This is a genomic window from Pseudorhizobium xiangyangii, assembly GCF_020531965.1.
Classification (GTDB): Bacteria; Pseudomonadota; Alphaproteobacteria; order Rhizobiales; family Rhizobiaceae; genus Neorhizobium; species Neorhizobium xiangyangii.
The window spans coordinates 14,016-35,042 of the sequence record NZ_JAJAWH010000032.1; the positions used below are offsets into that span (position 1 = coordinate 14,016).

Below are 21,027 nucleotides of genomic sequence, written 5' to 3' on the forward strand. Positions count from 1 at the left end.
GTTCATCAGCCCTGTCCGCGGATCAATGACGGGCTCTGTCGGTATAGGAAGCGGAGGAAGGGGCGCAGCCATCAACGAGACCTCACGTCACCCTGCTGCTCGCCTCCAAGGATGGAGACGTAGACAGGATCGGAAATATCGATCTTCCACACCCGTCCGTATCGACCTGATGTGCCGGCTCGATTGATGGCAACCGTGGATTTGTACTTGGCCTGCCGCCCCAAAAGTCGCTTGAGTGGAACACCGAATGAATTCCCGCCATCATCGGACCACGAGATGAAGCACACAGGGTCGGTATCGATAGGCTCACGGCCGGCAACCAGTCCCTGCCCCACGATGATGTCGAAGTCGGCGCGAGGAATGGCAACACGGTTGGGGAAAGAAGCGCCTGGCAGGGAATAGACCGTCATCACCAGAGGATCGTCGCCCTCTTGGTGAGCGTTAGCGTCCAGCAGCCAGACATCGCCTGTGGTGCGATCCCCGATAACCCAGCCACCGAATGCCTGCACGGAACAAACACCGCGCCAGTGGTCATCCAGATAGCTTGCACGCTCATGCCACAGGCCGGTACCTAGCTCGTATGTCCACGAGAAATTAGGACCGCTCACCGTGGCCCAGCGATGGCCCGATGTAATGCTGACCGTCACGTCCAGCGTGTTCTTGTCGGCCACCTTTTCAATCAGGCGGTCGATATCCGGCGTCGATATCTTCTGCGGCTGATAACCGCCATCTAGGCGGTATACACCATTGTCTGAGCCAACAAACACAAGGCTTTGAAATCCCAATTCATTCCCTGCGACAGCAAAGGTAGACGCAAGGCCGATGGGAAAAGTCGATGCGCGGGAGAACGGCGAGCCTGTAGGGTTACCGACGTTCTGCCAGAACTCGATCACCGATGGTCCGAAGAGAACAAGCTGTTCCCCAAAGCCAACGGCCCGCAACAGCCCTCCGGTTCGGCTCTCGGCCTTGGCGAAATCGAGCGCATTGACGGTCTTGTCGTTGATGGCCGAGAAGAACACACGCCCGTCTCGTATGGCCCAGACGAAATATCCGTCGATGAAGTCGACAGTCAGCGCCTGGGGCAGATCCCCGTCGTCAAGACTGTCTGGTGCCACGTCGGGCGTGATGATGAATGTGTCGTCCTCTGTGGTGCAGAGGATATCGGGGACAGGAGCCTTGTTGTTTCTGGCGAAGGTGACGCGGCCAGTGCCGGGGAGGCTTCCGACGTTCGTAACGATGAAGTCCGCCCCTGACTGGTTGACGCGCAGAAGCCTTTCGGCTTGCGCCACGTAGAGATTGCCATTGTGGAAGTGCAGACCCCTGCATCCGTTGAACCCCGTGTTTTCAAGCTTCGTGAGACCGGGAACGCGACGGCGGGCAAATTCTTGTCGAGCGCCAGCGTCAAGCTTCTCGGCATAGCAGTTGATCAGGCGGCCGGAGCCCTCACCGGGGCGGGCGCCTGGCGCGGTTGAGGTCGGGAAGATGATCGGGGCCATGACTTAGAAGTAATCCACAGCGAGGATAGAGCCGACGACGTAGGTTGACGGCTTGAACGACCGCAGAATGGCTTCCGCTTCGCGCCGGGACTCAGGATTGCGAGGCTGTCCGAACACTGGCGCCACCTCGTTGGCAATCACGATAGAGAGCGGCGGGACCACCTCATCATCGAAAGCGTTCTTGTCCTGCGCATAGTAGACCTCGCGAGCATTCAACTCGGCCAGCTTGCCGTCGATGACGCTGTCAATTTCCTGTACGTCTTCGGCTTCGGGCTGCTGCCCTGCCCCGCCATCCGCCTGCAACAGTTTCAGGGTTGCGAGGATCAGATCTTCACGCGTCTTCATCTCTAACCACCTTCAATGTCCGGGAAGCGCTGTATTGCCGCGAGACCGGGGGCAATACGCGATCGGATGACTGGAAATGGCAGCCTTCGGGTAGACGCCCGATTTGCTGCCCTTGCCACTCGTCCAGACTTGGCTTTGCCATCGATATGGCTTGGGCATCGGTGAGCCCGGGGCCGCGAACCGTGATACCAGCGGATACCTCATCACCAAGGGAGAGGACGGCAGGCGTTTCGTTTTCCATCTGCCGTCCTCTTGCTCAGTCTTTGCCGCCCTTGACGGGCATCTTCACAGCGTCCTCGTCCACTTCAAAGAACGGATTGCCGCGAAACTTGGTGAGGTGATCGGGGTTGTCGACCTCAACCGCCTTGCCGTCCTTGAAGTCGTAGCCGAACTGTGAAGTCTCCTTCACGCCGCCCGGCTCACCGAGATATTTGACCTTTGCCATTGGTCCATTCTCCTCAGTTGCGCGTGCAGTACGCGATGATGATCTGGCCGACACCGGTTGTTGCGGCCGTGCCTGACAGGGCGACCGTGGCGGTGATTTCGGTATCGACGGCGACGTATTCGCTGACGGCCTCGTCCAGAGGGATGAGACCGGCAACGCCGAGAGCAAGATCGGTGCCGAACAGGTCATCGTCGGCAGCCGTGCCGATCTTGAGCGCGTTCGTGGTGGCGGCATTAAAGACGGTCGAGACGTTGACGCCCGAGATTGCCTTCATGATGACCGCGTGAGCCGGAAGAGTGCCGACCTGGATCACCTTGCCGTTGTCACCGAAGACGATATCCTTTCGGATATACTGGATGTCCTGGTACAGATCGTTCCGTGCAGGCTTCCTGTTATTCAGAGGCATGGTTCTGCCCTTTCCTGTTGAATGAAACGAGAAAGGGGCGACCTAAGCCGCCCCATACCCTGATCAGGCGTTGGATGCCGCCGAGACGAATCCGGTGAATACGCCCCACTGCTTCATTGCAGTGCCGTCCTGGATGCGCTTGAACATCTTGCCGACGCCGTAGGCCATTTCCGTGCCAACGCCAGTGATGAAGCCGTAGTCATCTTCCTTACGGAAGGTGGGCTTCGCCATCTGACCCCAGCCGAGGACAAGGGCCTGCTGACCGCAGAGGAAATACGGCTCGACGCGGGACGACGAGGCGCCGGCCGTCAGAAGCGTGGTCCACACGCTGGTGACGTACTTGGAGATTTCCGGCACCTTGCGGATGATCACGCCGTCCCAGATCAGATCCCCATCCTGGAAGAGAGGGTTCTTATCCATGCCGTTGCCTTCACGGGCGCGGGCATCGCGGTTTGCTGCGACGATGGTTGGGTCAGCCTTCAGATCGCGGAAGGCATTCGAGCCGACGAACATGACGTAGTATTCGTACCCGTCACGGGTCTTGTACGGCTTGATTGCCGGGTCGGCTAGTTCCGCCTGCGACTTTGCGAGCGACACGACCTTGGCGGACATCTTGTCGTCCGTGGTGTCGATGTTGCCGAGAGCCGTAGCGTGGGTGGCATTGTAGTTCGATACCGCCGAACCGTAGAGGACTCGGTCTTGGTTGTCCGCGTTCCAGGTGTTCTTCTGGGCCGTGGTGGCGTTCTCGTACTTGATGCCGTTGACGGTGTTGCCTTCGTCAGCGCCAAGGCCAACCGGTGCGACTTCGGCGGGGAGAGCCATAAAGGCCTCCACGATATCGTCGCGCTGGCGCTCCTTGCCCCAATCCGAGAGAAGCGGACGGGCTTCACCGAAGATATCGGCAGAGTCCTTGTGCGTTTCGCTCTTCTTGGTGACGACGGCATGACGCGCCCAATCGATCCAGAGGCGCATGCCGTAGTTGTCGATCTTCTCTTCGTTGCCGACGAGAGTCCCGGTGCCCGTGCCACGGCCGCGAAGCTTAGTGACGAGCGGGATGTTCATCTGATCGCCGCCCTGCTTCAGCTCCTGCCGAATGCGGATGATGGCGTTCAAGTCCTGCCCCATGTAGGGGGAGAACATGTTCTCGCGAACGAATTCGCGGTTGATCTCGCGCGTATAGCGAACGAGCTTGTTGTTGTCCTGAACCGTAGTGACGGCCATTGGTGGTATTCCTTCTGAGACGGGCGGCGCCTGTCAGGTCACCGCAGTGCTTGGCTGAACAAAGCCGCATCGCTCACGTCATTGTCGGCGGCGGTGTTTCCACCGGCCGGTAGACCGCTGAGAGACGGCGGCAGGCTGACTGCTGGTGCCGATCGGTTCGTATTGGATGTCGCCGTGCCACGGATGCGCTCAAGGATCTTCGCCTGTTCGGCTGGATCAGCGAGGCGTCGTTCGTACTCAGCCTGGAACCATGCATCCGGGTCATTGCCGACCCGTCGAATGGCTTCCGACTGCTGGTGCCACTTCACCACTTCCTCGAACGGATGCCGCGACTGCAACACCTTCTGGATCACCTGCTGACCTTCGGGCGTGCGGGCTGCTTGTTCGAGTGCTTGCTTTGCAGCTTCGACCTTTTCAGCGCCGTATGTCTGGATTGCCATGTTCTCGGACATGAATTCCTTCATCTCCATGATCTGGCTCTGCACGGGCGTGATCTGGTTTCTCAGGTAGCTATCCGGGTCATCCCAAAGGGTTGCCGGCTTCTCTTCCTGCTGCTGCTGTGCGGGCTGCTGGCGCTGCTGTGTGAGCGTTTGCAGTTGACCGCGCATTTCCGCGAGTTCGCGACGGAGAGCTTCGTTGGTTGACTCGGCTTCCTGGCGCTTCTGCCGCTCTTCCTGAACCGCACGTACCGGAACACCATTGTTCGGCTTGTCGTGGTGGGCAGGCTGAGCGGGGTCGATGACAGGCTCGGGTACCGCGGCAGTTTCCTGCCTTGGTGCGAACTTGCCGGTCTCATCTCGCGGCTGTGTGGTGGTGGCTTCGACAACCGGCAGGACTTCTGCAGGCTGCGTCACGGTAATGTCTGCTGGTCCGGTCGAGCCGGTGTCGTCAGACAACAGATCATCCAGTTCCGAATTTACATCGGCCATTTCAATCTCCAGATATCGTGGGAGTCACGGATCGCCCGGTGCCCGGCGGCGGCTGTTCGCCCGTCTAGTCGGCGGCACTCTTGCTTGAATGACGGTCAAGCTGCCGATAGTCGCCCTTTGAGGATGGCGGCTCCTATGCTATGGCTTCAGGCAACCCGGAGGCCGCTATGAAGCCATATTCAAACATCGACTACGCTCAGCGGCTTGTGCCGGATGACGTTTTCGATGAATTGCGGGATTCATCTACCCAATTTTCACCGGGGTTGATCGAAAAGTACCGAAGCGAGGCATCCCCACCTTTGCAGGCCAATCGGATTAAGCCCCTGCATTCTGGCGTGACATTTCCCGGCGCTGGGTCATGTCGGCCTGCTTGAAGGCGAAACGTTCATCGCGGCTGCGCTCTGCCTCGATCTGGCTATTCCTCACCTCCACGGGTTTCAGCGAGGTTTCCGTGCGGATCTTGTCCGTCTCGGCTACCGTCTTGTCCGTGGCTGCGTTCTTGTTGCGGAGATCAGCCAACGCCGTAGCAATCTCGATCTCGCTCGGACCTTGCTGGGGTTGGCCCATGCCGGCCGCTCCAGCGTCCGCCAGAGCCTTTTGCGCCTGAGCTTCCTTCAGCATGGCGGATGCGCGCTTATCGGCCACCTCTGCCTCTGCGCCGGCCATTGCCAGCGGGTTAGGCTGCGCTGCCTGCTGCTGCGCCTCATTGAGGATGTCCATGGCCCGCTTCTTGACCTTGCCCTGTAGTGGGGAAAGCTCGATCAGCAGTTGAGGCGGGACGTTCTGTCCCTTCGTTGCCATGATCGAGAGCGTGTCGTACGCGTCCTGCTGCATGTTGATGGTGTCTGGGCCTTCATCAATGATGATATCAACGTCAAGAGCACCAAGAGCGTTCACAAGCGTTGGCTGGCCCGTCATCGGGTCAACGGCCAACTGGTTCACGGCGAAGAACTGAGCCAACCCCTCATCGTCGGTGACGCGGATCCACTTTTCACCGGTCCAGAACTCCTGCACGGCGTTCCAGAGTGCCCGGTAGACGCGAAGCTTCCAGCCGCGGAAGGCGAGTAGGTACGGCCCAAGCTCGGCAATACCCGCCTGCTGCTGGATCTGCATCGCACGGCCTGACATCTTATCGACGCCCTGTCCGATCAGTGCCGGGTTGAATCCGTAGTTCTCGATCTCGTTCTTGGCGTCTTCAAGGAACGCAAGCTGGCCCTGCAGCTCCTGCCCCTTGGCGCCGTCATCGAACGATGGAGGATTATCCCCGACGTATTCAATCACGCCGTCTGGTCGGGCCGCTTCCCTGCGTAGTTTCTCTGTATCTTCGCCTGTCCCCTTTTGGATAATCATCCGGCGGCTATTGAGGACGTGCAGCCCCTTGGACCGACGCTGATTGATCTCGTCCTGGCTGGAGCGCATGTTGCGAACGAACCCGTACCGATCGCCCTCGTGGTCGATGTTGGCCGAGTACATGATGTATTTACAGATCGTGCGGCCCTTCTCATCCTTGAACGGAGAGATGCCCTCAGCAAGTGTCACAGCGCCCGTGTAGATGCAGTAGTGCCAGTTGCCGCCCTTGATGAACCAGTGATCGATGATGCGAACCCGAGTGCCCTTGTCGCCCGTGCTGATCCACTTGTTGTCAGTATCCGGGTTGCTGGTTAGGTCAGAGCCAGACTGAAGCGATTCCCGAAGGGCTTGCTCGCTGTCCGGGAACATCTCGATAGCCGCGTCAATATCAGACCACTTGCCGACACCCATGTAGCGGGCATCTGAGAAATCCCACTTGAGAGAGCGCGGGTCGTAGAAGAACGACGACGGGTCAACGTCCTGCAGGCCAACGTCCACGCCATCCCTCCCCTGCACAAGCGTAATCTCAACGCCTGCAAGGCCATCAACCGCGCCATTCATGCCGGAGACGGAAGACTTCGTCGGCCATTCCTGTTCGTCGCAGACAAAGCGCAGGACAGCAGTGGCAATCTCTGCGCCTTCCTCATGCTTCGGGGTGCGGGGGAAGCCGCGGGGATCCTGCCTCTGCCGCTCCAGAAGGCCCACAACCGCGTTGATCTTGCGACCGATGCGATTGTAGATCACCGGGGGCTGACGGCGCTGGCGAAGCTTCTTGATCTGCTCGTCGGTCAGCTGGGCGCCGTGATAGTACCGGCGGGCTTCCTGCTGTTCCTTGATTTCCTCGTTCTTCTGTTCGAGGTAGGCGAGATACTCCTTCTTGCGCGTGGCGTGAGCATCGCCCGTGCTGGCTGCCGGAGCCTGTGCCGGCCCGCTGCCTTGCGCATAGCCTGAATGATTTGCCAGCATCAGTAGGTCATCCAATCATTGTCGGCCTCAACAGGCCGGTGTGAGCGGTAATCGTCTGGCTTCTTCGGTCCATCAGGCGGGGATGCCGCGTTTGGCTGCCACATCCTGTCGAGGAGCTGCCCGATAAGCCCGAGCATATCCACCTGGTCATCGTTCTTGCCGGCGGGGAACGTCAGTAGTTCCGATACGAACTGCTCGTACCAAGTCGCGTCCGTTGGAACGTACAGCCCGTCCAGAGCCATGCGACCGCGGATCGACTGAGCGCGGATTGCCTTGTCGCCTCTGGTCGGGAAGGCCTCAGTGACCACCCAAGACTTGCGCTCTCTCATCCGGCGATCACGGAAGGGACCCACGCCTGATTTGATCTGTCCGGTTTCCTCTGCCCATCCAGACGGTTTCCAGTGCAGGACCATGTCGCAGAAGGCCTCAATCCACTGATCTGAAGACGCTTGCTTGCGCCACAGATCGAGCAGCCACATGCGGCCCAGACTATCGAGTCCGATAACACCGTGAACCGTGTAGTCTCCACCGTTGGCCGTTACCGCGTAGTCAGAGCCCCCATAGATGGATAGCGTTTCCTTCGCCGGCAGATCCTTGAGCAGGCACGGCCGAAGCCACGCGGCCTTGAACAGACCGCCTTCACGGGGCGCCGGCCGTTGCTGGAACTGACCAGCAACCGCATAGGCATCCATGACCTTCTTGTCCCGCTCGACCACTTCACGAGGGAAGCGCTCGGGAAACAGAAGCTCACCATCGGACTTGCGAGGGTCTTCAAAGCCAATAGAGGTATAGCACTTGCGCTCTGGCTCGAACTCCATCGGGAGCATCAGGTGCTCGTAACCGAAGTCATTCGCCATGATCAGGCCGGACACATCCTCCTCATGCAGTCGCTGCATGACCACGACGATGGCCGATCGATCCGGGTTGTTCAGTCGGGTTGGGACGGATTCACGGAAGGTCGAATTAACGCTCTCGCGCTCTGCATCCGAATTGGCACTATCCACCGACAACGGGTCATCGATCAGTACTCGGTCACCACGGGAGCCGGTCAGGCCCGTGAAGGCCATTGCCTCGCGAAACCCGGTCGCCGTGTTCTCGAACTTCGTCTTGGCGTTCTGGTCGCTGGTGAGCTCGACCTGTCGACCCCAGCGCTCCTGGTACCACTCCGAGGTGATCAGCCGGCGCATCTTCAGGTTATCGCGAATCGCCAGCGGCAGACTGTGCGATGTCCCGAGATACCGCATGAACGGCATCCCCTTCGGACCCCACTCCCATGCAGGCCACATCACGCCAACGGACATGGACTTCATCGTGCCAGGCGGGATGTTGATCAGAAGCCGGAGGATATCCCCGGTGCTGACAGCCTCCAGATGGTCGCTGATGGCGTCCAGATGCCAGCCATGGCGATACTGCTGCCCAGGCTCCAGCACGTGCCACGCCGCCTTGGTGAAGGATGACAGGGATACGCTAGACCGCTCTATGTCCCTGTCAAGGTTCCTCTGCGCTTCCCGCGTCTGGCGCTGCTGGGCTATCGCCTCCAATAAGCCCGAGCTTCTGGAGAACGGGATATGCTGCTTCGAGAGATGCAAGCTCATCGTCGGTCAGCGCTTCCAATTGCTTTGCGGTGATCTGCACCACTTGAATGGTGCCGGTTATGCGGCGGTGTTCACTCCCCAAACCGAAGAGCTTCGCCTTTCCCATTGTGGCGCTCACAGCAGCGCTTGACTGCTTTTCGGCTAGAGCTATAGCCCGAGCCTCCTCAAGCTCGTCTGCGAGGCTCTGTACGGTGATCTCGGCGCGCTTAACGGCCTTGGACTGGATCTCGACAACCCGATCTGAAATGTTCTGATTTGTTCTAAGGGTTGAGGCGTTCCCGCGGTGTGGCTGATAGCCTGCAGCCGCGTATGCATCGTCTTGGTTCATGCCCTTTGCAAGAGCCTGAGCGAATGCCTCGTGTTTGGCGTTGCGGAGGACTGGCATGATTACACAGCCACCCTTGTTCCCCATGGCATGTCGATATGCTTTGGGGTGATTGCAGCCATGAAAGCCGCCTTTGTCTCTGTTCCGCCAAGGAGGGTGTAGGTCTGCCCGCTCTTGAGCACCACGCCCACGTTGTGGCCGAAGTCATCGACCCTCTCGACGCTATCCAGATTGAACCATTGCTGGCTGTTGGCGCGGAACATCATCAGGCCACTGCCTCAATCTCATCCGCGAACACCCACCGGTCCGAGATCCGAACCATAAGCCGTCCGTCTGGCGATCCGCGCTCTGCGCCTACCGTGCCGAGTTTCGTCTTCATGCCGATCATTTGAGGCTCCTGAGCAAAATCATTCCTACTTGGGGGCGCCTATTGGGGGCCACGCTATCCCCTTGCGCTTTGCGTACTTCCTCGTCCGATTGGCAAGCGGCTGCGCGATGTCGTGCCAAGGGCGGTCGTCTCTGGGTTTCTGATTGCCGTAAACGATCTTTGCCACTTCAACCCACGGAAGGCCGCTTTCAGCCTTTAGATCATAAGCGCGTTGGCACTCGGCATCAGCTTCGGCCCTCTTTCCCGCCAGGCTGTTCCATCTATCGATATTGCGCTCAACACTCATACCGTGGATGCGCATGTGGTCTATGCCGTCGATCAAAACCAAGTTCGTCGGTTCGTCGTTCGAATGGTTGCCGTCCATGTGATGGACATGGAACCCGTCGCGTAGGCGCTCCCTCATCCACGCTTCCGTCCGTTCTGGATGGGAGGATAGCCATGCGTAGTGATAGCTTTGGAGGCCCTTGATGCGAACGTTGCTATTCATCTAGTTGTGAAACCCTCTTCCGTCCCGGTCGATTTCACAATATCAGTGATACTTACCCCTATCAACAAACATCACAAGGAATGTGATCATGACACCCCAATCTATGCGGTCCTGGCTTGCCGCGATGAAGATCAGCTCCGCTGAGGGCGCCCGTCTTCTCGGCGTCCATGCCAACACAATGACGAAGTACAAGAACGAGGGAGCGCCGCAGCACGTAGCTCTTGCCTGCGCTGCGCTCTATCATCGTCTTGAGCCGTGGAAGTAATGAATCCCGCCACGCGGCCGCTCGCAAATAAGTTCTAAGAACCCGCTGCGAACCGCACCACTTTTAGAACAATCACGCCGAGCATGGGCGCTGCAAAGCACATCATCGCCACCATCATGCAGAATTCGGAACGCTCTCTGAGGATGCGCTTCCGTTCCCGGCTTGCGGCTATCTTCGGCTCGACCTCACGCTTGACGCGCTCTAGCTCTGCCAGGCTGGCGTTGTATTCGTCTTGAGCATCTCGTACCGCCTGCCAACTCATGATCGATGCTCCGATCTGCCCACCGCTTGCGTCAAAGGCTGCGATTTGGTTCCTTGAAATTCCGACCAACAAGGAGACGGCCATGTGGCTTTCGCTGACAACAGTTACAGGAACCAAAATGCTAGCTCATAGCGACCGCATAGGAGGCATATGGGAACAAGCGGATGGAAGCTCGATGCTTCGAATTGACGGCCAAGACGTCTACGTCCGCGAAACCTACGCCAACATATCAGGCACGCTTCTGGTTCCACCTAACCGCGCTGGCCAAGCTTGAGCGGCAAGCTGTCTATATAGAAAACCCCGCCACCAGATGACGGTCTGGGGCGGGGCTGGATACATGCCTGCCTACAGGCTTAAGGATAAGTGCCGGCTCCTAGTGAGGCCTTACCGGCAGGCCACTCCCGTTTCTTTCTCGAGGCTGGGAGCTTGACCGCCCACAAGGGGCTACCTCAGTGATAGCGCTGATCAGGCGCCCTATCCCCTACGGGATGAGTGTCAGGAAGGCCGGGGCATGATCCGTCACCAACCCGCATGCGGTGTTGATAGGCCCTAACGGCACTCGCCTTCCCGATAGCTGCCCGGCGTCTAAGGCCGGGCTTGGTGGCTATGACTGGCTTCGATCCGCCCGCTAAGTCCCACCGTACTGGTCGGGGCTCTCACCCCGTGGACCGCTCTACACGGCCTTGGCCTCTATGCTGCCTCGCGTCGTTTGGCTTCGCGCTGGCGGCGTCTTGCATTCTGAGCGTCTGCCCAGGAGAAGTCCCGAAGGTCTTCATCAAATCCGCAGATCGGCTTGGCATCATCGGCGCGCCATACTTCGATCATGGGCTTAATATGCTCGTTTTCAGGCTGATTTGGCAAGTCGTCCGATTGCTCATATTCGTTATGCTGCAATGGCTTGCCTTGGAAAGTTGCCACGACACATGCGATAGCCGACTTTCTTCTCCAATCTCCGAGCTGTCTGCTGATGCCTTCCTCGTTCTTGCACCACTTGGCGAAGGACTTGCCGCCACCTTCAGATTTGGCCCATGCCCAGAGAGCACGACGCTTGGCCGGATCGGGGATGAGCTTGATGATCTCCATCGCAGCTTCCCATATACCGATGTCATTGGTGGTGTTGCGCAGGTTATCCGGGTTCAGCCACTTCCATCGCCATTCGGCGTTCTTCGTCGCTTCATCCCATCCGTTGATGTCGGCTGTGTCGTGGACGTACCCGTGGTTGATGGCTTTGAGGCTCGCCGGTCGCGCCGTGTCTGGAAGCTTCCTATCGACCTGAGCGGCCTTTACGAAGATTTCGATGATCTGGTCTTCTGTCACGCTGCTCTCCCGTCAAAAAGCTGCCCCTGCGGATCTCCGAACGACCGGCAAGCACGTTCCCATATCAGCCCTACAAGGGCCGCTCGCTTGTTGGTGATGCCATCCAGCCCGAAGCACCAATATTGTAGCATACCGACCGGCACACGGTCGAAGAACTCCATAAACCGCGTCACCTCGTTCTCCATCATGTCGGGGAAGTTCTTCTTGAATGCCAGGATGATGTCGCTGGTCGCCCAGATCCCCGTCTCATCCAGCGCCGCCTTGTTGTTGGCTGCATCGGCTAGAACCATGATCACGAACCGCGCATGATCCTCGCCGTATCGCTTGATGATGCGATGCAGGGTCGCAACAGCTCTCGTTTGCCCGACGGCCGGGACAACGTTCTTGGGGACGATCGTTACGCCGAACTCCTCGAATATCGCCTCTGCGTCGGGGTGTTGGCTCATATACCCTCCAGATCGCTCGTGTAACGCGATGGGAGCATCCGCAGCCTGTGGCACTCGCAGTAACTCCCCTTGGCCGTCTCTGAGGCGCAGAAGAGGAAGGGACCACCATCATTGAGCGGCCAGTGGCATTCGCCTCGGTCTAGATCGACAAGAAGCTTGGCGTGGACGAGGCGTTCCGTGTCGTAAGCTTCTGAACCGGCCTTTGCATCCCGAATGGCGAGCCGCATAGCTGTGGCCTCTGCTGTCTCTGCCTCCCTCTTCAGCTTTGCCCTTTCGATCGCCTCTTTCGATCGCCTCACGAGTGGTTCCGGTGCTCGTTGCACGGGTCGAGCTCCGGTCACGCCGCTGCGCCAATCTCTGCCCATACCTTCCTTGCTGATGAACACCGATGGATTGCGATGGGCTTTGCCAATCACGGCGTTCCGGCTTACCCCGAGTGCCCGCCCAATCTGCGTTGCGGATTGCCCGTCGTTCCACATTTCGGCAGCCTGGGACATGACCTCCTCCGTCCATTTGAACGGCGTCTTCACATGGACGTTCATTGGGCTGCCTCCAGTCTCTGCTTGTATCTGCGGAAAGCATTGATCGCTGACGAGTGATCGAGCCCGAACAGCCGGCCGATATCGCACCACGAAATGCTGGGGTCGATGCTCGTTTTGATCTCCCATATGAGTTGATGCCGCACCTTGGATACTGCGCGGGATTCGCGCTTTCCGCTGGCGATGACCGAGTAGCTGAAGCCCAACTCCATCGACCGGCTCCGAACGTGGGCGCGCATGGTGGAAAGGCGCCCGATCCGTAGGACTTCCTTTGATGTGCGGTAGGCTTCCACATGCCAATCGAAGTGCATCTCCTCCCGGCGCCACATCGGCGGCGCATAGATAGGTTCGACCACAGGACGTCGGAGGGTGACTTTAGGATCCTGCCTGACGCCACGGGCGGCTGCGGCCTCTCGCGCTCTGCGGGCCTTGTATGCCTCGCGCAGCATGACTGCAGTTGGGGAGGCTTCGTATGTCTGGGCGTGCATCATGCGATCTCCCTCCGCTCAATCTCGACCGTCTTCCCGCCACCCATGAAAAGGCGCTCTGCCCTCGCCCGCTTGGCCTCCTTGATCGAGCCGCCCTTGATCTCGCCCGAGCAGACCAGATGGCCGTTGAAATATGCCAGGACATGAGACAGCGCCGCCTTAGTGGCCGACAGCTCGTCGGGGTATGTCCGCGGCTTCTCGCCCTTGTCCATGATGGGCTTAGGCTTCGCATCGCGGGCGAACCTCACCATGGCCCACCATTGCCCGCCGCGCTTCGTCGCATAACCGCTGAACTCGTTCATCGTGAAAAACCCTCTTGACTAGCTAGGGCCATTGGTCCTATATATCGATCACCAACACAGGAGACGTTGCCATGAACATCGAAGCTCTCATCGCCGCCAAGAAAGCCGAACGTACAGCTAAGGGCTTTGCTTTCCGCATTACCTTCGACAAGCGCGCCCCGTTCAACGGCTACTATGTCGACAAGGCTACCTTCGATGAGAACTACGCCCTTGCTGTCGCTTCTATCGGCAAGCGTGGCCGTGACGGCATGACCGCTTTGTCTGTCGAGGTCATCCAATGACACCTGCCGACCTTGAGGCGAGAGCATCTGCCTTATACGGGCAGGATTGGCAGTCTCCTCTTGCCAGACGCATTCGCGTGGATGCTCGAACCGTGCGGCGCTGGAAGGCTGGCGATCGTGAAATCCCAGACTGGATCGAATGGGCCATTGGCGTTCTTGAGCGCCATGAGGACGAGCGGTAGTCACTCTTCCACCTCCTTCATCGTCTGGTCGTTGTAGTCGACAAGGAACGTCCTGCCGCAGCGCTCGCACCCCACCTGCTGCTGGGCGTACATGGTTGTCATCGGCTCGATTGTATGGGCGCACGGCAGCGCCAGCCTCCAACGGTTGGTTCGGCCATCTGTCGAGAGCCCGAGGCGTTGAAAACGATAGGTCATGCTTCCAAAGCCTCCATCATCCGAACAAGGCGAGCTGCGCCGGCGGAGCCTCGCGAGGCAAGCCGAGTGACAAGAGTGCGGATCGCATACGCTGCTTGAAGTGGGACAACTCCGTTGCCGAGCATGCGAAGTCGGTCCACGCGACCAATGTCCAGCCGGGAGGCCAGCCCATCAGCCACTCTACGAAAAGCGGGTTCAAGCTCCGGCGCGGCCGAGAGTGCGCTTCGCCAACTATCGACGTCGTTAGGTCCGGGTGGGAAGATGCCTGTCCGGTCAAGGTCTGGACCGGCTTCGACTTGTCGCCGCGGCTGTACTGATACTCGCCTACCTCGTGCGATCGAGGCGTCATCCATTGAACCGCTTGCGAAGGAAGTGGCTGCCCGCCCGCTCCGAACGCTTGGTTCGGGCCACCCTTTTCCGCATCCGATGCTCTCGGCGACCAGAGCGTGTTCACTTGCTGCACAAGGCTCGTGCCGCTCATGTTCTCCGTGATGGTCCCGCCCCTCTGCCCGTCTCCCGCTGAAGGCGTCGTCCACAACTGCTCCGTCGCATAGTCCAGCCGATCGCCGCGCATCTGGCCGTCCTTGCGCTCCAGCGTCGGTCCTGAGCCCTTCCAGTCGTTCGCCGTGGGTGTCGGCCAGGCCGACTGGAAGGTGGCCACCGCTGTTGGCAAGGTACTGTTGGGCGCTCCCGTGTCCCTGCGCACGGCGTCCGCGCCTTTCGTCCCGTCTCCGGCCGATGCGGTCGGCCACAGCGAGGATGAAGATGCGTTCACGCTGATGGCTCGCGCCGACTTCTGCCGCCGTGAACAATCCTCCCTCAACCTCAAAACCAAGCTTTGAAAGGTCTCGGAATACTCGCTGCGCGCCAGCGATTTCGTCAGACCCCGCTGAGAGCATGCCGCCGACGTTTTCAATGAGGACGAACCAGGCGCCAGACTGGACGATGATGCGGCGAGCCGTAGACCAGAGGTCGCGAGCGTCATTGCTTCCCTGCTTTCTGCCGGCGAGGCTGTGAGGCTGACAGGGGATGCCACCAATGAGGCCGTCCACTGCGCCACGCCATGCGCGGCCGTCGAAGGTTGTGGCATCCGACCACACAGGAGCTTGATGAAGGAGGCCTTGTTCCATCGCTGAAACCAGTGTCGAGACTGCGAAGGCTTCCCTCTCCACCATACAGACGCTTCGAGCGCTTGGAATTGCCAGCTCGACGCCGATATCAAGTCCGCCTCCGCCTGAGCAGATGCTGATGAGGTTGAGACGTTCGGTACGTAGAGCCACATTCAAAACAACTCCCTCCGGTTTTGTGCATGCTGGTAGGCTGGCCCGTAGCTGGTGGTTTCACCGGTCCAGATGACATCCTTGCGTCGTGGAAACTCGCTCTCGCGGGAAAGCACGAGGTGGATTTCAGCCCTGCCCTCCCACTCCTTCATCAGGTCTTCCCAGACGGCGTATTCGCCGGTGTCTTCTCCCGGCTCCATGCCGGCGAGGATTGGGCGAGGCTGGAAGGCGATCAGAACTTGATCCGCGTCCTTGTCCATGTTGCCGACGAGGTCGCGATATGACGGCCGGCGGTGCGGTACAGCCTTCAGGCGATCGGCTGCGCTGCGGCCCTGGTAGTCCTGAAACGTCGCCTTCTTCAGGTGGGTGAGCGCGATGACCGGAATGTCCAGCTCGAGCGCGAGATCCTTCAGCTTTGACGTGGCGATCTGCCCCTGCCGGAACTCGTCTTCGTACTGCATCTTGCCTTCCCACTGGATCTTGCCGATGTGGTCGACAAAGACCGCGCCGATGCCGTGGGTCTTCTTCATCGCCCGGGCCTTCTGGGAGATTTTCTCCAGCGTCATCTTCCGGCAATCGATCTCGATATGCTTGAGGCGCTTCATGTCCTCGCCGGCAAGCATCAGCTTTTCGATCTCGGATTCGGAAACCTGCTTGCGCTTCTGTCGACGCTCGGAAATCCCGGTGCGACGGGCAAGCTCGCGCATCATGATCTGGCTGGCAGTCATCTCGCCGCTGTAGAGGAAGACCGGCGTATCCTTGGCGATCTCGAACATGCATTGCATGGCCAAGGCCGTTTTACCTTGCTTCACGCCGCCGCCGATTATGATGAGCTGGCCGTTCTGCCACGGTCCCGTCAGGTGCATCACTTCGGACAAGCCGGGATCAACACCGAGAGGAACGGCACGTCGGCCGCTGGCAGTGTCCAGAGCGCGATCTAGAGCGTCGGAGATGGAGAAGGTCGCCGTCTCGCTCGTAAGCGTCTGTGTGACCTCTGCAAGGCGATTGCGCACGTCCTGGATGTCATCGGACAGGCGAAGCTCGTCATCAAAGGCCGCTTGCATCAGGTCTTCGGAGAGCGCGACCATGGAGCGCCGCGCTGCCGCTGTGGTGATACCTGCGCACCATTCGGCGTAGTCCACGAAGTTGACAACCTCGCTGGCCAGCCGCGCCAGATACTGCGCCACGGTCAAGCCGCCGATCTCGATCTGAGGAAGGTCTGCCCGCAGTGTGATTGCGTTCCATGTTCGGCCATCTTTCCGGCGGCTCTGCATGGCTTCGAATATCTGCCGGTGCAGCTTTTCCTCGAAGTGTCCTAGCTCGAAGCTCACGGGGAGATCATCGATCAGCTCATTGCGCATGATCAGAAGGCCCAGCAGTTGCTGCTCCATCTCGATCGCGTTCGGAAGCTCTCTCGTCTGGCCGAAGTGGCGGCTCATGTCGTCTGTGGAGAAGTCGCGCTGAGCCATGTTCATGCTGCAACTTCCTCCCGCCAGAAGAAGCGCGGACCACCTGTGTGTTGAGCGTGGAAGCGATGCCATGCGGCATTGTCCTTCCCGCTGAAGGCCGAGTCCTCGATCCACTTGACGCGGCCGACGCTGACGATGTGGCTGCACTGGTCGAGGAAGGGCGCGGCCTGTCGGGTATGGACCCAATCAGCATCGAACAGGAGCCAGGTCGGCGCGATCGATTGGAACCGCTGGATCATCGGGTGAAGGATCTGCCGAGTCCAAGGGGGGTTGGTGATAATCGCGTCGAAGCGCGTCGAGGAAAGGGTTTCATCGGTCAAGGCGTCCTGCCCTGTCTCGATATCTCCGGACCACACGCATTCCAGTCCGAAGGACTCCAGCGACCGAACAAGCTTCCCCTCGCCCACGCACGGCTCTGCGAAAGTCTTGATGCCTCGGAGATAACCGATCAACGGCGTCACGGCGGCAGCCGGGGTTTGGTATGCGTCGTTCTTCCGACGCTCGAAATCTGAACGCTTGCCCATTATGCCGCGGCTCCCGGTCTGTCGTTGCCTGGCTCTTGCTTGCGGTCTGGACGGCGCTTCATAAGCTCCTCAAACCGGAGCTTATCTCGATCGGTGTGAATGATCGCATTTCGCCAGCAGAAGCACATGGCGGCGGCTTCGGCCGCGTTGTGCGCGATTGTCTTCTTCGAAGGGAGGGATATGCCGTCCCGCTCGCAAGCCTCTACCGCAGCGTCCTTCCAGAGGTATTCGATCCGCTCCAGCTTCCCTGTTTTCCTATCGGGCTTCTTGAGCTTGTGGACCTTGAACGCCGGCTTGAATCCTGAGCCGAAGAACATCGCCCGCCAAGTCTGCACCGCGAGCGTCCCCCACAAGACACCCATGTTCGTGCAGGTGGCTATGACCGCGCCGTGAAGCTGGTTGCTGATGATGGTAGCGGCCGCACCGTTCATGGTGGTTTTGATTGCCGACTCCATGACGATGAAGTCCGGGTTGTTCTCGCGAATGAGGCGAACGATCTTCAGCCCCATCTGCCCAGCGCAGTATTCAACGGAATGGTCAGGCTCGAACTCTAGCACGCCGGTTTTCATCGCCGTGACATGTCTGGCGGTATCCCAAACGGCGAATCCTGCGGTCTTTGACGTATCTAGCGCCATGATGACGGGCTTGCTCATTGGCCTGCCTCCGTTGGGATAAGACGCCATTGAGCAAGGGGGGTGTTGCCGCCCTTCCCATAGGTGATTGTCCAGCCATAGGGCTCGATCTCTCGGCGGAGTTGGGAAACGTTCGAGGCCAACACGTTGCCGACCACCTTGCCGTCATAGAGCGCGGCCGAAACATCCCTGCGGTAAACAGGAGCGCCGGGCTCGGCTGCCAGCATGTCAAAGATTTTGACCTTGTGAGATGAGGTCACAAATCGGCGGACCTGATCGAGCGGTGCCGCTTCTCCGATCGAGCCGCCGCAGCAAGGGCACGTGTAGGCGCTTATTCTCGAATGTACATTCATCGTCACACCGTTGAAAAAGAGATCCGAGCATTCGCGCTCGGTAGGTGGGGCCGCGCTTGGGAGGACCACGGCCCGGTCAGGGAGGTCAGTGTTTGGTGTCTGGGAATGGGTCGCCGTCAGCGGGAGGCTCTTCCTTGGAAGCTGCAGCTCCGATCCGCGCCATGATGTCGGGGATCTCGGTTTCGTATTCGGTCTTTCCGGCGTCGTAGGACTCCAGCCAGAGCTTGTCGTCGGAACTGCCAGCGTCATATCCAGAGACGCGATCGAGGTTCAGCAGACCGGCCTTGTATCCCTTGGCCTGGATCATCTGTTCCTTGTCGACGCGGTCGATCTGAGAGAGTAAATCGCCGCCGCTGGTCGATGGGATCAGGCCGAGCCATTCGAGGTTTTCGCGATCCGATTTCAGCCGATCGACGGGCTTCTGGTCATCTTCCCCGAAATGCGACTTCAGGTAGTGGTCGATCTTCTGGGCCGTGAACGTTGGGTCTTCGGACTTCGCCAGTTTCTTGGCAGAGGCGACCTTTGCCGCCGCCGCCCGCCGCTCCTGCTCCGCCTGGAGGATCGTGCGGAAGTGGAGAGCAAAGTGCTTCTGCCTGTCCGCGGGGCTCAGTTTGCCGTTATGGCCTGCTGTCGTCATTCGCCTCATCCTTCTGTGTGTTGGAGAATTTTGACGGCTCTGGCGCGTTCAATCTTCGCCACCAGAGCCTCAATTTCTTGATCCAGATCGCCAATGCGAACATTTCCGTACCTCGCTTTTTCCGCCGCCATTTCGTTCTGCAGTTCCGCCGCTGCCCGAGCGCAATAGTCGAGGTATCCCTTGCGCATGCGGGAGAAGAACGTGCCGGCGTTCTTCGTTTCGCCCGTCATGACGCGCTTGAAGCTGCGCGGGGATGTGCCGGTCCAGTTGGCGCAATCTTCCAGCGCCCTCGCCTCGTCACTCCATCCCTTCACACGACGCTCAAAGAGCTTTCTCGCGTACGCCCGGGCCTCATCGTCCAGGCTGAATGCATCTACTGCTGACATTGCTTTCGCCCCTGCTTGTTGTTTCGTTTCCACCGATTGGTGAGTTTTCGTCCGTGCCATGGTGTGCGCCTCTGCTAGGTTGCCTCCATCGACAGAGGCGCACTCGAAAGGAGTTTCAGCCGCCGCCCGAAGACGAAGACCGTGGAGAGAGACAGGCGCGCAGTCGCCAAACCGTTTGCGCCTCACTCTCGATTTTCAGGTTGATAGACATCACGCGCACTCCCGCTCGTACCGATCACGGATGATCAGATCCCGGAGTTTGGGGTTAGGAACCGGAGCTTCAGTGCCGGTACCGAGTTCACGCTCAAGCTTTTCGGCTAGATCGGCCTCGATCTCCTCGTCTGTGAGATCATCGTAGGCAGTCCCCTCGCTCGTCTGGCCGGCGATACTGCCGGAGATGAAAGCGATGACGGTCAAAGCAGCCAATCCCAAAGCAATCCATCCGAGTTCGTTCATCGCCCCGCCTCCCGGAAGTACCGAATGACGTCGCAGACACCCTGGACAGTAGGCCTAGAGCCAAAGACAACGAGCGCGAGGAGTAGGACGGCCGAAGCAATTCCCGGGTTCAAGGTGAACATGCTGACTCCCTCCTGAGATTGGCCGCAGCCTCTTCCACATTCCGTCCCGAAGCAGAGTTCCCGGCGCTATCGGTGACGATCACCGTGCCGTCGGGCGTGTGAACTGAGGTTGCTGATGCAGACGGAAATTCTTCGGGGAACTGTTCGCGGAAGGTCGCGAGCCAATCGACGCCAACAGGAGAGCGGGTCATGCCGCCACCTCTGCCAACGGCCCCACAGCAGCCACAGGCCACGGCATCCAAGCGACTGGCTCCTCGCCAGTAGCAAAGCCAGCCCAGCGGTCGGTGGAACCCTTCACCTTGACGATGTAGGTTTTGATGACCTTGCCGCACTTGCTGGTAGCGATGATGTCCGTGCCGTCACGGGGCGCGGTGGACATATCGAAATTCCATCCGCCCTCACCTGCACCGGCCATAGCAACGGCATCCTTGCGGAGCTGCTCAAGGCGCTTGCAGTAGTCGTCCTGCGCGGTGATGTGGGCATCAGGGAAAGCGATCTTGCGGCAGGCGTTCCAGCAAACAACAGAACGCTCGAGCGTGTCAGTGTCGCAGCTTGTGTCGTAGATCAGAACGTCGCCGCTCTTGGTCATGATCCGAGCTGCGGAAAAATCCGAACTCATATCCAGCGTGACCTCGGGATAATTCTTCCACTCGGTCATGCCGCCTCCTCGACCCGCAGCTTGCGCTCGGCCTCGTCCAACCACTCAACCATTCGCTGGTATGTCTTGATGTTGAACCCGAGATCCTTGTTCTCGACGCGGCTCAGGAACTTGCTGTCGTTCACGGCAGAAATGCTCATTGCCGAGAAGCTTGTCTTGGCCTTGGCTGCATATGCCGTCGCGCGGACTATAAGAGCCTGGCGGATATCGTTTTCAGTGATGTCGGGTTGCTTTGTCATGTCCTCCATATTCGGGATTTGTCCCTAATTGTCAAGGGATA

Annotated in this window: 32 protein-coding genes and 1 pseudogene; 2 read left to right on the plus strand and 31 right to left on the minus strand. The window is 59.3% G+C overall.

Going from position 1 to position 21,027, the window contains the following annotated elements:
* Positions 1–71 precede the first annotated feature (71 nt).
* The 13 genes from LH464_RS21295 to LH464_RS21350 all read right to left on the minus strand — a co-directional run bounded on the left by LH464_RS21295 (position 72) and on the right by LH464_RS21350 (position 9,830).
* Positions 72–1,496 (minus strand): hypothetical protein, encoded by a 1,425-nt coding sequence (locus LH464_RS21295; RefSeq protein WP_226788428.1) that lies wholly within the window; start codon positions 1,494–1,496, stop codon positions 72–74.
* Positions 1,497–1,499: 3 nt separating this feature from the next.
* Entirely contained in the window at positions 1,500–1,841 is a 342-nt protein-coding gene (locus LH464_RS21300; protein WP_226788429.1) for a hypothetical protein, read from the minus strand.
* Positions 1,828–2,082, minus strand: coding sequence for a hypothetical protein (locus tag LH464_RS21305; RefSeq protein ID WP_226788430.1), 255 nt, complete (start codon positions 2,080–2,082; stop codon positions 1,828–1,830). Before LH464_RS21305 ends, LH464_RS21300 begins: the two co-directional genes overlap by 14 nt.
* 15 nt (positions 2,083–2,097) lie before the next feature.
* Positions 2,098–2,286 carry a hypothetical protein gene (locus LH464_RS21310; protein WP_226788431.1) on the minus strand — a complete coding sequence of 63 codons (189 nt, stop codon included), beginning with the start codon at positions 2,284–2,286 and terminating at the stop codon, positions 2,098–2,100.
* A 13-nt stretch (positions 2,287–2,299) separates the two neighbouring features.
* Entirely contained in the window at positions 2,300–2,692 is a 393-nt protein-coding gene (locus LH464_RS21315; protein WP_226788432.1) for a hypothetical protein, read from the minus strand.
* Between the two features lie 63 nt (positions 2,693–2,755).
* Positions 2,756–3,913, minus strand: coding sequence for a phage capsid family protein (locus LH464_RS21320; RefSeq protein ID WP_226788433.1), 1,158 nt, complete (start codon positions 3,911–3,913; stop codon positions 2,756–2,758).
* 38 nt (positions 3,914–3,951) lie between these two features.
* Positions 3,952–4,842 carry a hypothetical protein gene (locus LH464_RS21325; protein ID WP_226788434.1) on the minus strand — a complete coding sequence of 297 codons (891 nt, stop codon included), beginning with the start codon at positions 4,840–4,842 and terminating at the stop codon, positions 3,952–3,954.
* Positions 4,843–5,157: 315 nt separating this feature from the next.
* Positions 5,158–7,158: a portal protein gene (locus LH464_RS21330; RefSeq protein WP_226788435.1), complete on the minus strand. Its 2,001-nt coding sequence runs from the start codon at positions 7,156–7,158 to the stop codon at positions 5,158–5,160.
* The gene (locus LH464_RS21335; RefSeq protein ID WP_226788436.1) at positions 7,158–8,699 is read right to left on the minus strand and encodes a terminase; all 1,542 of its coding nucleotides are present in this window, start codon (positions 8,697–8,699) and stop codon (positions 7,158–7,160) included. Before LH464_RS21335 ends, LH464_RS21330 begins: the two co-directional genes overlap by 1 nt.
* Entirely contained in the window at positions 8,647–9,138 is a 492-nt protein-coding gene (locus LH464_RS21340) for a terminase small subunit (protein ID WP_226788437.1), read from the minus strand. The genes LH464_RS21335 and LH464_RS21340 overlap by 53 nt, the downstream gene beginning before the upstream one ends.
* Before the next feature lie 2 nt (positions 9,139–9,140).
* Positions 9,141–9,344, minus strand: coding sequence for a hypothetical protein (locus LH464_RS21345; protein ID WP_226788438.1), 204 nt, complete (start codon positions 9,342–9,344; stop codon positions 9,141–9,143).
* Positions 9,344–9,466 (minus strand): hypothetical protein, encoded by a 123-nt coding sequence (locus tag LH464_RS24660; protein ID WP_255648564.1) that lies wholly within the window; start codon positions 9,464–9,466, stop codon positions 9,344–9,346. The genes LH464_RS21345 and LH464_RS24660 overlap by 1 nt, the downstream gene beginning before the upstream one ends.
* Positions 9,467–9,491: 25 nt before the next feature.
* Positions 9,492–9,830: a hypothetical protein gene (locus tag LH464_RS21350; RefSeq protein WP_226788439.1), complete on the minus strand. Its 339-nt coding sequence runs from the start codon at positions 9,828–9,830 to the stop codon at positions 9,492–9,494.
* Positions 9,831–10,041: 211 nt separating this feature from the next.
* On the opposite strand from LH464_RS21350, the gene LH464_RS21355 reads away from it, so the two are divergent.
* A complete protein-coding gene (locus LH464_RS21355; RefSeq protein WP_226788440.1) occupies positions 10,042–10,218 on the plus strand; it encodes a helix-turn-helix transcriptional regulator in 177 nt (58 codons plus the stop codon).
* Positions 10,219–10,252: 34 nt separating this feature from the next.
* On the opposite strand, the gene LH464_RS21360 is transcribed toward LH464_RS21355, so the two are convergent.
* The 6 genes from LH464_RS21360 to LH464_RS21385 all read right to left on the minus strand — a co-directional run bounded on the left by LH464_RS21360 (position 10,253) and on the right by LH464_RS21385 (position 13,572).
* A complete protein-coding gene (locus LH464_RS21360) occupies positions 10,253–10,564 on the minus strand; it encodes a hypothetical protein (RefSeq protein ID WP_226788441.1) in 312 nt (103 codons plus the stop codon).
* Positions 10,565–11,170: 606 nt separating this feature from the next.
* Positions 11,171–11,797: a hypothetical protein gene (locus LH464_RS21365; protein WP_226788442.1), complete on the minus strand. Its 627-nt coding sequence runs from the start codon at positions 11,795–11,797 to the stop codon at positions 11,171–11,173.
* Complete coding sequence (locus LH464_RS21370) at positions 11,794–12,243, minus strand: hypothetical protein (protein WP_226788443.1); 450 nt, start codon at positions 12,241–12,243, stop codon at positions 11,794–11,796. Before LH464_RS21370 ends, LH464_RS21365 begins: the two co-directional genes overlap by 4 nt.
* Positions 12,240–12,785 (minus strand): GcrA family cell cycle regulator, encoded by a 546-nt coding sequence (locus LH464_RS21375; RefSeq protein WP_226788444.1) that lies wholly within the window; start codon positions 12,783–12,785, stop codon positions 12,240–12,242. Before LH464_RS21375 ends, LH464_RS21370 begins: the two co-directional genes overlap by 4 nt.
* The gene (locus tag LH464_RS21380; protein ID WP_226788445.1) at positions 12,782–13,273 is read right to left on the minus strand and encodes a hypothetical protein; all 492 of its coding nucleotides are present in this window, start codon (positions 13,271–13,273) and stop codon (positions 12,782–12,784) included. The genes LH464_RS21375 and LH464_RS21380 overlap by 4 nt, the downstream gene beginning before the upstream one ends.
* On the minus strand, positions 13,270–13,572 hold the full coding sequence (locus LH464_RS21385; RefSeq protein WP_226788446.1) for a hypothetical protein: 303 nt from the start codon (positions 13,570–13,572) through the stop codon (positions 13,270–13,272). The genes LH464_RS21380 and LH464_RS21385 overlap by 4 nt, the downstream gene beginning before the upstream one ends.
* 71 nt (positions 13,573–13,643) lie before the next feature.
* Here LH464_RS21385 and LH464_RS21390 point away from each other — a divergent pair, with 71 nt between their 5' ends.
* Positions 13,644–13,853, plus strand: a complete 210-nt coding sequence (locus LH464_RS21390) for a hypothetical protein (protein ID WP_226788447.1) — start codon at positions 13,644–13,646, stop codon at positions 13,851–13,853.
* A 182-nt stretch (positions 13,854–14,035) separates the two neighbouring features.
* Here the strand turns inward: LH464_RS21390 and LH464_RS21395 are convergent, their stop codons facing one another.
* The 12 genes and pseudogenes from LH464_RS21395 to LH464_RS21450 form a co-directional block, all read right to left on the minus strand.
* Entirely contained in the window at positions 14,036–14,230 is a 195-nt protein-coding gene (locus LH464_RS21395; protein ID WP_226788448.1) for a hypothetical protein, read from the minus strand.
* Positions 14,231–14,246: 16 nt separating this feature from the next.
* Complete coding sequence (locus LH464_RS21400) at positions 14,247–15,005, minus strand: hypothetical protein (RefSeq protein WP_226788470.1); 759 nt, start codon at positions 15,003–15,005, stop codon at positions 14,247–14,249.
* A gap of 34 nt (positions 15,006–15,039) precedes the next feature.
* A pseudogene (locus LH464_RS24905) lies at positions 15,040–15,510 on the minus strand (DNA cytosine methyltransferase); the annotation flags it as partial.
* A gap of 2 nt (positions 15,511–15,512) precedes the next feature.
* Positions 15,513–16,985, minus strand: a complete 1,473-nt coding sequence (locus LH464_RS21410) for a replicative DNA helicase (RefSeq protein WP_226788449.1) — start codon at positions 16,983–16,985, stop codon at positions 15,513–15,515.
* The gene (locus LH464_RS21415; RefSeq protein WP_226788450.1) at positions 16,982–17,503 is read right to left on the minus strand and encodes a hypothetical protein; all 522 of its coding nucleotides are present in this window, start codon (positions 17,501–17,503) and stop codon (positions 16,982–16,984) included. The genes LH464_RS21410 and LH464_RS21415 overlap by 4 nt, the downstream gene beginning before the upstream one ends.
* Entirely contained in the window at positions 17,503–18,156 is a 654-nt protein-coding gene (locus tag LH464_RS21420) for a hypothetical protein (RefSeq protein WP_226788451.1), read from the minus strand. Before LH464_RS21420 ends, LH464_RS21415 begins: the two co-directional genes overlap by 1 nt.
* Positions 18,153–18,488: a hypothetical protein gene (locus LH464_RS21425; RefSeq protein ID WP_226788452.1), complete on the minus strand. Its 336-nt coding sequence runs from the start codon at positions 18,486–18,488 to the stop codon at positions 18,153–18,155. Before LH464_RS21425 ends, LH464_RS21420 begins: the two co-directional genes overlap by 4 nt.
* 85 nt (positions 18,489–18,573) lie before the next feature.
* A complete protein-coding gene (locus LH464_RS21430) occupies positions 18,574–19,125 on the minus strand; it encodes a hypothetical protein (RefSeq protein ID WP_226788453.1) in 552 nt (183 codons plus the stop codon).
* 5 nt (positions 19,126–19,130) lie between these two features.
* Complete coding sequence (locus LH464_RS21435; protein WP_226788454.1) at positions 19,131–19,571, minus strand: hypothetical protein; 441 nt, start codon at positions 19,569–19,571, stop codon at positions 19,131–19,133.
* A 150-nt stretch (positions 19,572–19,721) separates the two neighbouring features.
* Positions 19,722–19,967 carry a hypothetical protein gene (locus LH464_RS21440; protein ID WP_226788455.1) on the minus strand — a complete coding sequence of 82 codons (246 nt, stop codon included), beginning with the start codon at positions 19,965–19,967 and terminating at the stop codon, positions 19,722–19,724.
* Positions 19,968–20,276: 309 nt separating this feature from the next.
* Positions 20,277–20,747: a hypothetical protein gene (locus tag LH464_RS21445; RefSeq protein ID WP_226788456.1), complete on the minus strand. Its 471-nt coding sequence runs from the start codon at positions 20,745–20,747 to the stop codon at positions 20,277–20,279.
* Positions 20,744–20,986 carry a hypothetical protein gene (locus LH464_RS21450; protein WP_226788457.1) on the minus strand — a complete coding sequence of 81 codons (243 nt, stop codon included), beginning with the start codon at positions 20,984–20,986 and terminating at the stop codon, positions 20,744–20,746. The genes LH464_RS21445 and LH464_RS21450 overlap by 4 nt, the downstream gene beginning before the upstream one ends.
* Positions 20,987–21,027 lie beyond the last annotated feature (41 nt).

What these genes read in the sequence shown, in the direction of transcription:
- LH464_RS21410 (WP_226788449.1), bottom strand. Translation starts at nt 16,985, where the DNA reads ATGAACATGGCTCAGCGCGACTTCTCCACAGACGACATGAGCCGCCAC.
- LH464_RS21375 (WP_226788444.1), bottom strand. Translation starts at nt 12,785, where the DNA reads ATGAACGTCCATGTGAAGACGCCGTTCAAATGGACGGAGGAGGTCATG.
- LH464_RS21295 (WP_226788428.1), bottom strand. Translation starts at nt 1,496, where the DNA reads ATGGCCCCGATCATCTTCCCGACCTCAACCGCGCCAGGCGCCCGCCCC.
- LH464_RS21330 (WP_226788435.1), bottom strand. Translation starts at nt 7,158, where the DNA reads ATGCTGGCAAATCATTCAGGCTATGCGCAAGGCAGCGGGCCGGCACAG.
- LH464_RS21300 (WP_226788429.1), bottom strand. Translation starts at nt 1,841, where the DNA reads ATGAAGACGCGTGAAGATCTGATCCTCGCAACCCTGAAACTGTTGCAG.
- LH464_RS21440 (WP_226788455.1), bottom strand. Translation starts at nt 19,967, where the DNA reads ATGAACGAACTCGGATGGATTGCTTTGGGATTGGCTGCTTTGACCGTC.
- LH464_RS21385 (WP_226788446.1), bottom strand. Translation starts at nt 13,572, where the DNA reads ATGAACGAGTTCAGCGGTTATGCGACGAAGCGCGGCGGGCAATGGTGG.
- LH464_RS21340 (WP_226788437.1), bottom strand. Translation starts at nt 9,138, where the DNA reads ATGCCAGTCCTCCGCAACGCCAAACACGAGGCATTCGCTCAGGCTCTT.
- LH464_RS21320 (WP_226788433.1), bottom strand. Translation starts at nt 3,913, where the DNA reads ATGGCCGTCACTACGGTTCAGGACAACAACAAGCTCGTTCGCTATACG.
- LH464_RS21380 (WP_226788445.1), bottom strand. Translation starts at nt 13,273, where the DNA reads ATGATGCACGCCCAGACATACGAAGCCTCCCCAACTGCAGTCATGCTG.
- LH464_RS21450 (WP_226788457.1), bottom strand. Translation starts at nt 20,986, where the DNA reads ATGACAAAGCAACCCGACATCACTGAAAACGATATCCGCCAGGCTCTT.
- LH464_RS21445 (WP_226788456.1), bottom strand. Translation starts at nt 20,747, where the DNA reads ATGACCGAGTGGAAGAATTATCCCGAGGTCACGCTGGATATGAGTTCG.
- LH464_RS21390 (WP_226788447.1), top strand. Translation starts at nt 13,644, where the DNA reads ATGAACATCGAAGCTCTCATCGCCGCCAAGAAAGCCGAACGTACAGCT.
- LH464_RS21435 (WP_226788454.1), bottom strand. Translation starts at nt 19,571, where the DNA reads ATGGCACGGACGAAAACTCACCAATCGGTGGAAACGAAACAACAAGCA.
- LH464_RS24660 (WP_255648564.1), bottom strand. Translation starts at nt 9,466, where the DNA reads ATGATCGGCATGAAGACGAAACTCGGCACGGTAGGCGCAGAGCGCGGA.
- LH464_RS21310 (WP_226788431.1), bottom strand. Translation starts at nt 2,286, where the DNA reads ATGGCAAAGGTCAAATATCTCGGTGAGCCGGGCGGCGTGAAGGAGACT.
- LH464_RS21315 (WP_226788432.1), bottom strand. Translation starts at nt 2,692, where the DNA reads ATGCCTCTGAATAACAGGAAGCCTGCACGGAACGATCTGTACCAGGAC.
- LH464_RS21305 (WP_226788430.1), bottom strand. Translation starts at nt 2,082, where the DNA reads ATGGAAAACGAAACGCCTGCCGTCCTCTCCCTTGGTGATGAGGTATCC.
- LH464_RS21355 (WP_226788440.1), top strand. Translation starts at nt 10,042, where the DNA reads ATGACACCCCAATCTATGCGGTCCTGGCTTGCCGCGATGAAGATCAGC.
- LH464_RS21350 (WP_226788439.1), bottom strand. Translation starts at nt 9,830, where the DNA reads ATGGACGGCAACCATTCGAACGACGAACCGACGAACTTGGTTTTGATC.
- LH464_RS21425 (WP_226788452.1), bottom strand. Translation starts at nt 18,488, where the DNA reads ATGAATGTACATTCGAGAATAAGCGCCTACACGTGCCCTTGCTGCGGC.
- LH464_RS21325 (WP_226788434.1), bottom strand. Translation starts at nt 4,842, where the DNA reads ATGGCCGATGTAAATTCGGAACTGGATGATCTGTTGTCTGACGACACC.
- LH464_RS21345 (WP_226788438.1), bottom strand. Translation starts at nt 9,344, where the DNA reads ATGATGTTCCGCGCCAACAGCCAGCAATGGTTCAATCTGGATAGCGTC.
- LH464_RS21360 (WP_226788441.1), bottom strand. Translation starts at nt 10,564, where the DNA reads ATGGCCGTCTCCTTGTTGGTCGGAATTTCAAGGAACCAAATCGCAGCC.
- LH464_RS21415 (WP_226788450.1), bottom strand. Translation starts at nt 17,503, where the DNA reads ATGGGCAAGCGTTCAGATTTCGAGCGTCGGAAGAACGACGCATACCAA.
- LH464_RS21420 (WP_226788451.1), bottom strand. Translation starts at nt 18,156, where the DNA reads ATGAGCAAGCCCGTCATCATGGCGCTAGATACGTCAAAGACCGCAGGA.
- LH464_RS21395 (WP_226788448.1), bottom strand. Translation starts at nt 14,230, where the DNA reads ATGACCTATCGTTTTCAACGCCTCGGGCTCTCGACAGATGGCCGAACC.
- LH464_RS21430 (WP_226788453.1), bottom strand. Translation starts at nt 19,125, where the DNA reads ATGACGACAGCAGGCCATAACGGCAAACTGAGCCCCGCGGACAGGCAG.
- LH464_RS21370 (WP_226788443.1), bottom strand. Translation starts at nt 12,243, where the DNA reads ATGAGCCAACACCCCGACGCAGAGGCGATATTCGAGGAGTTCGGCGTA.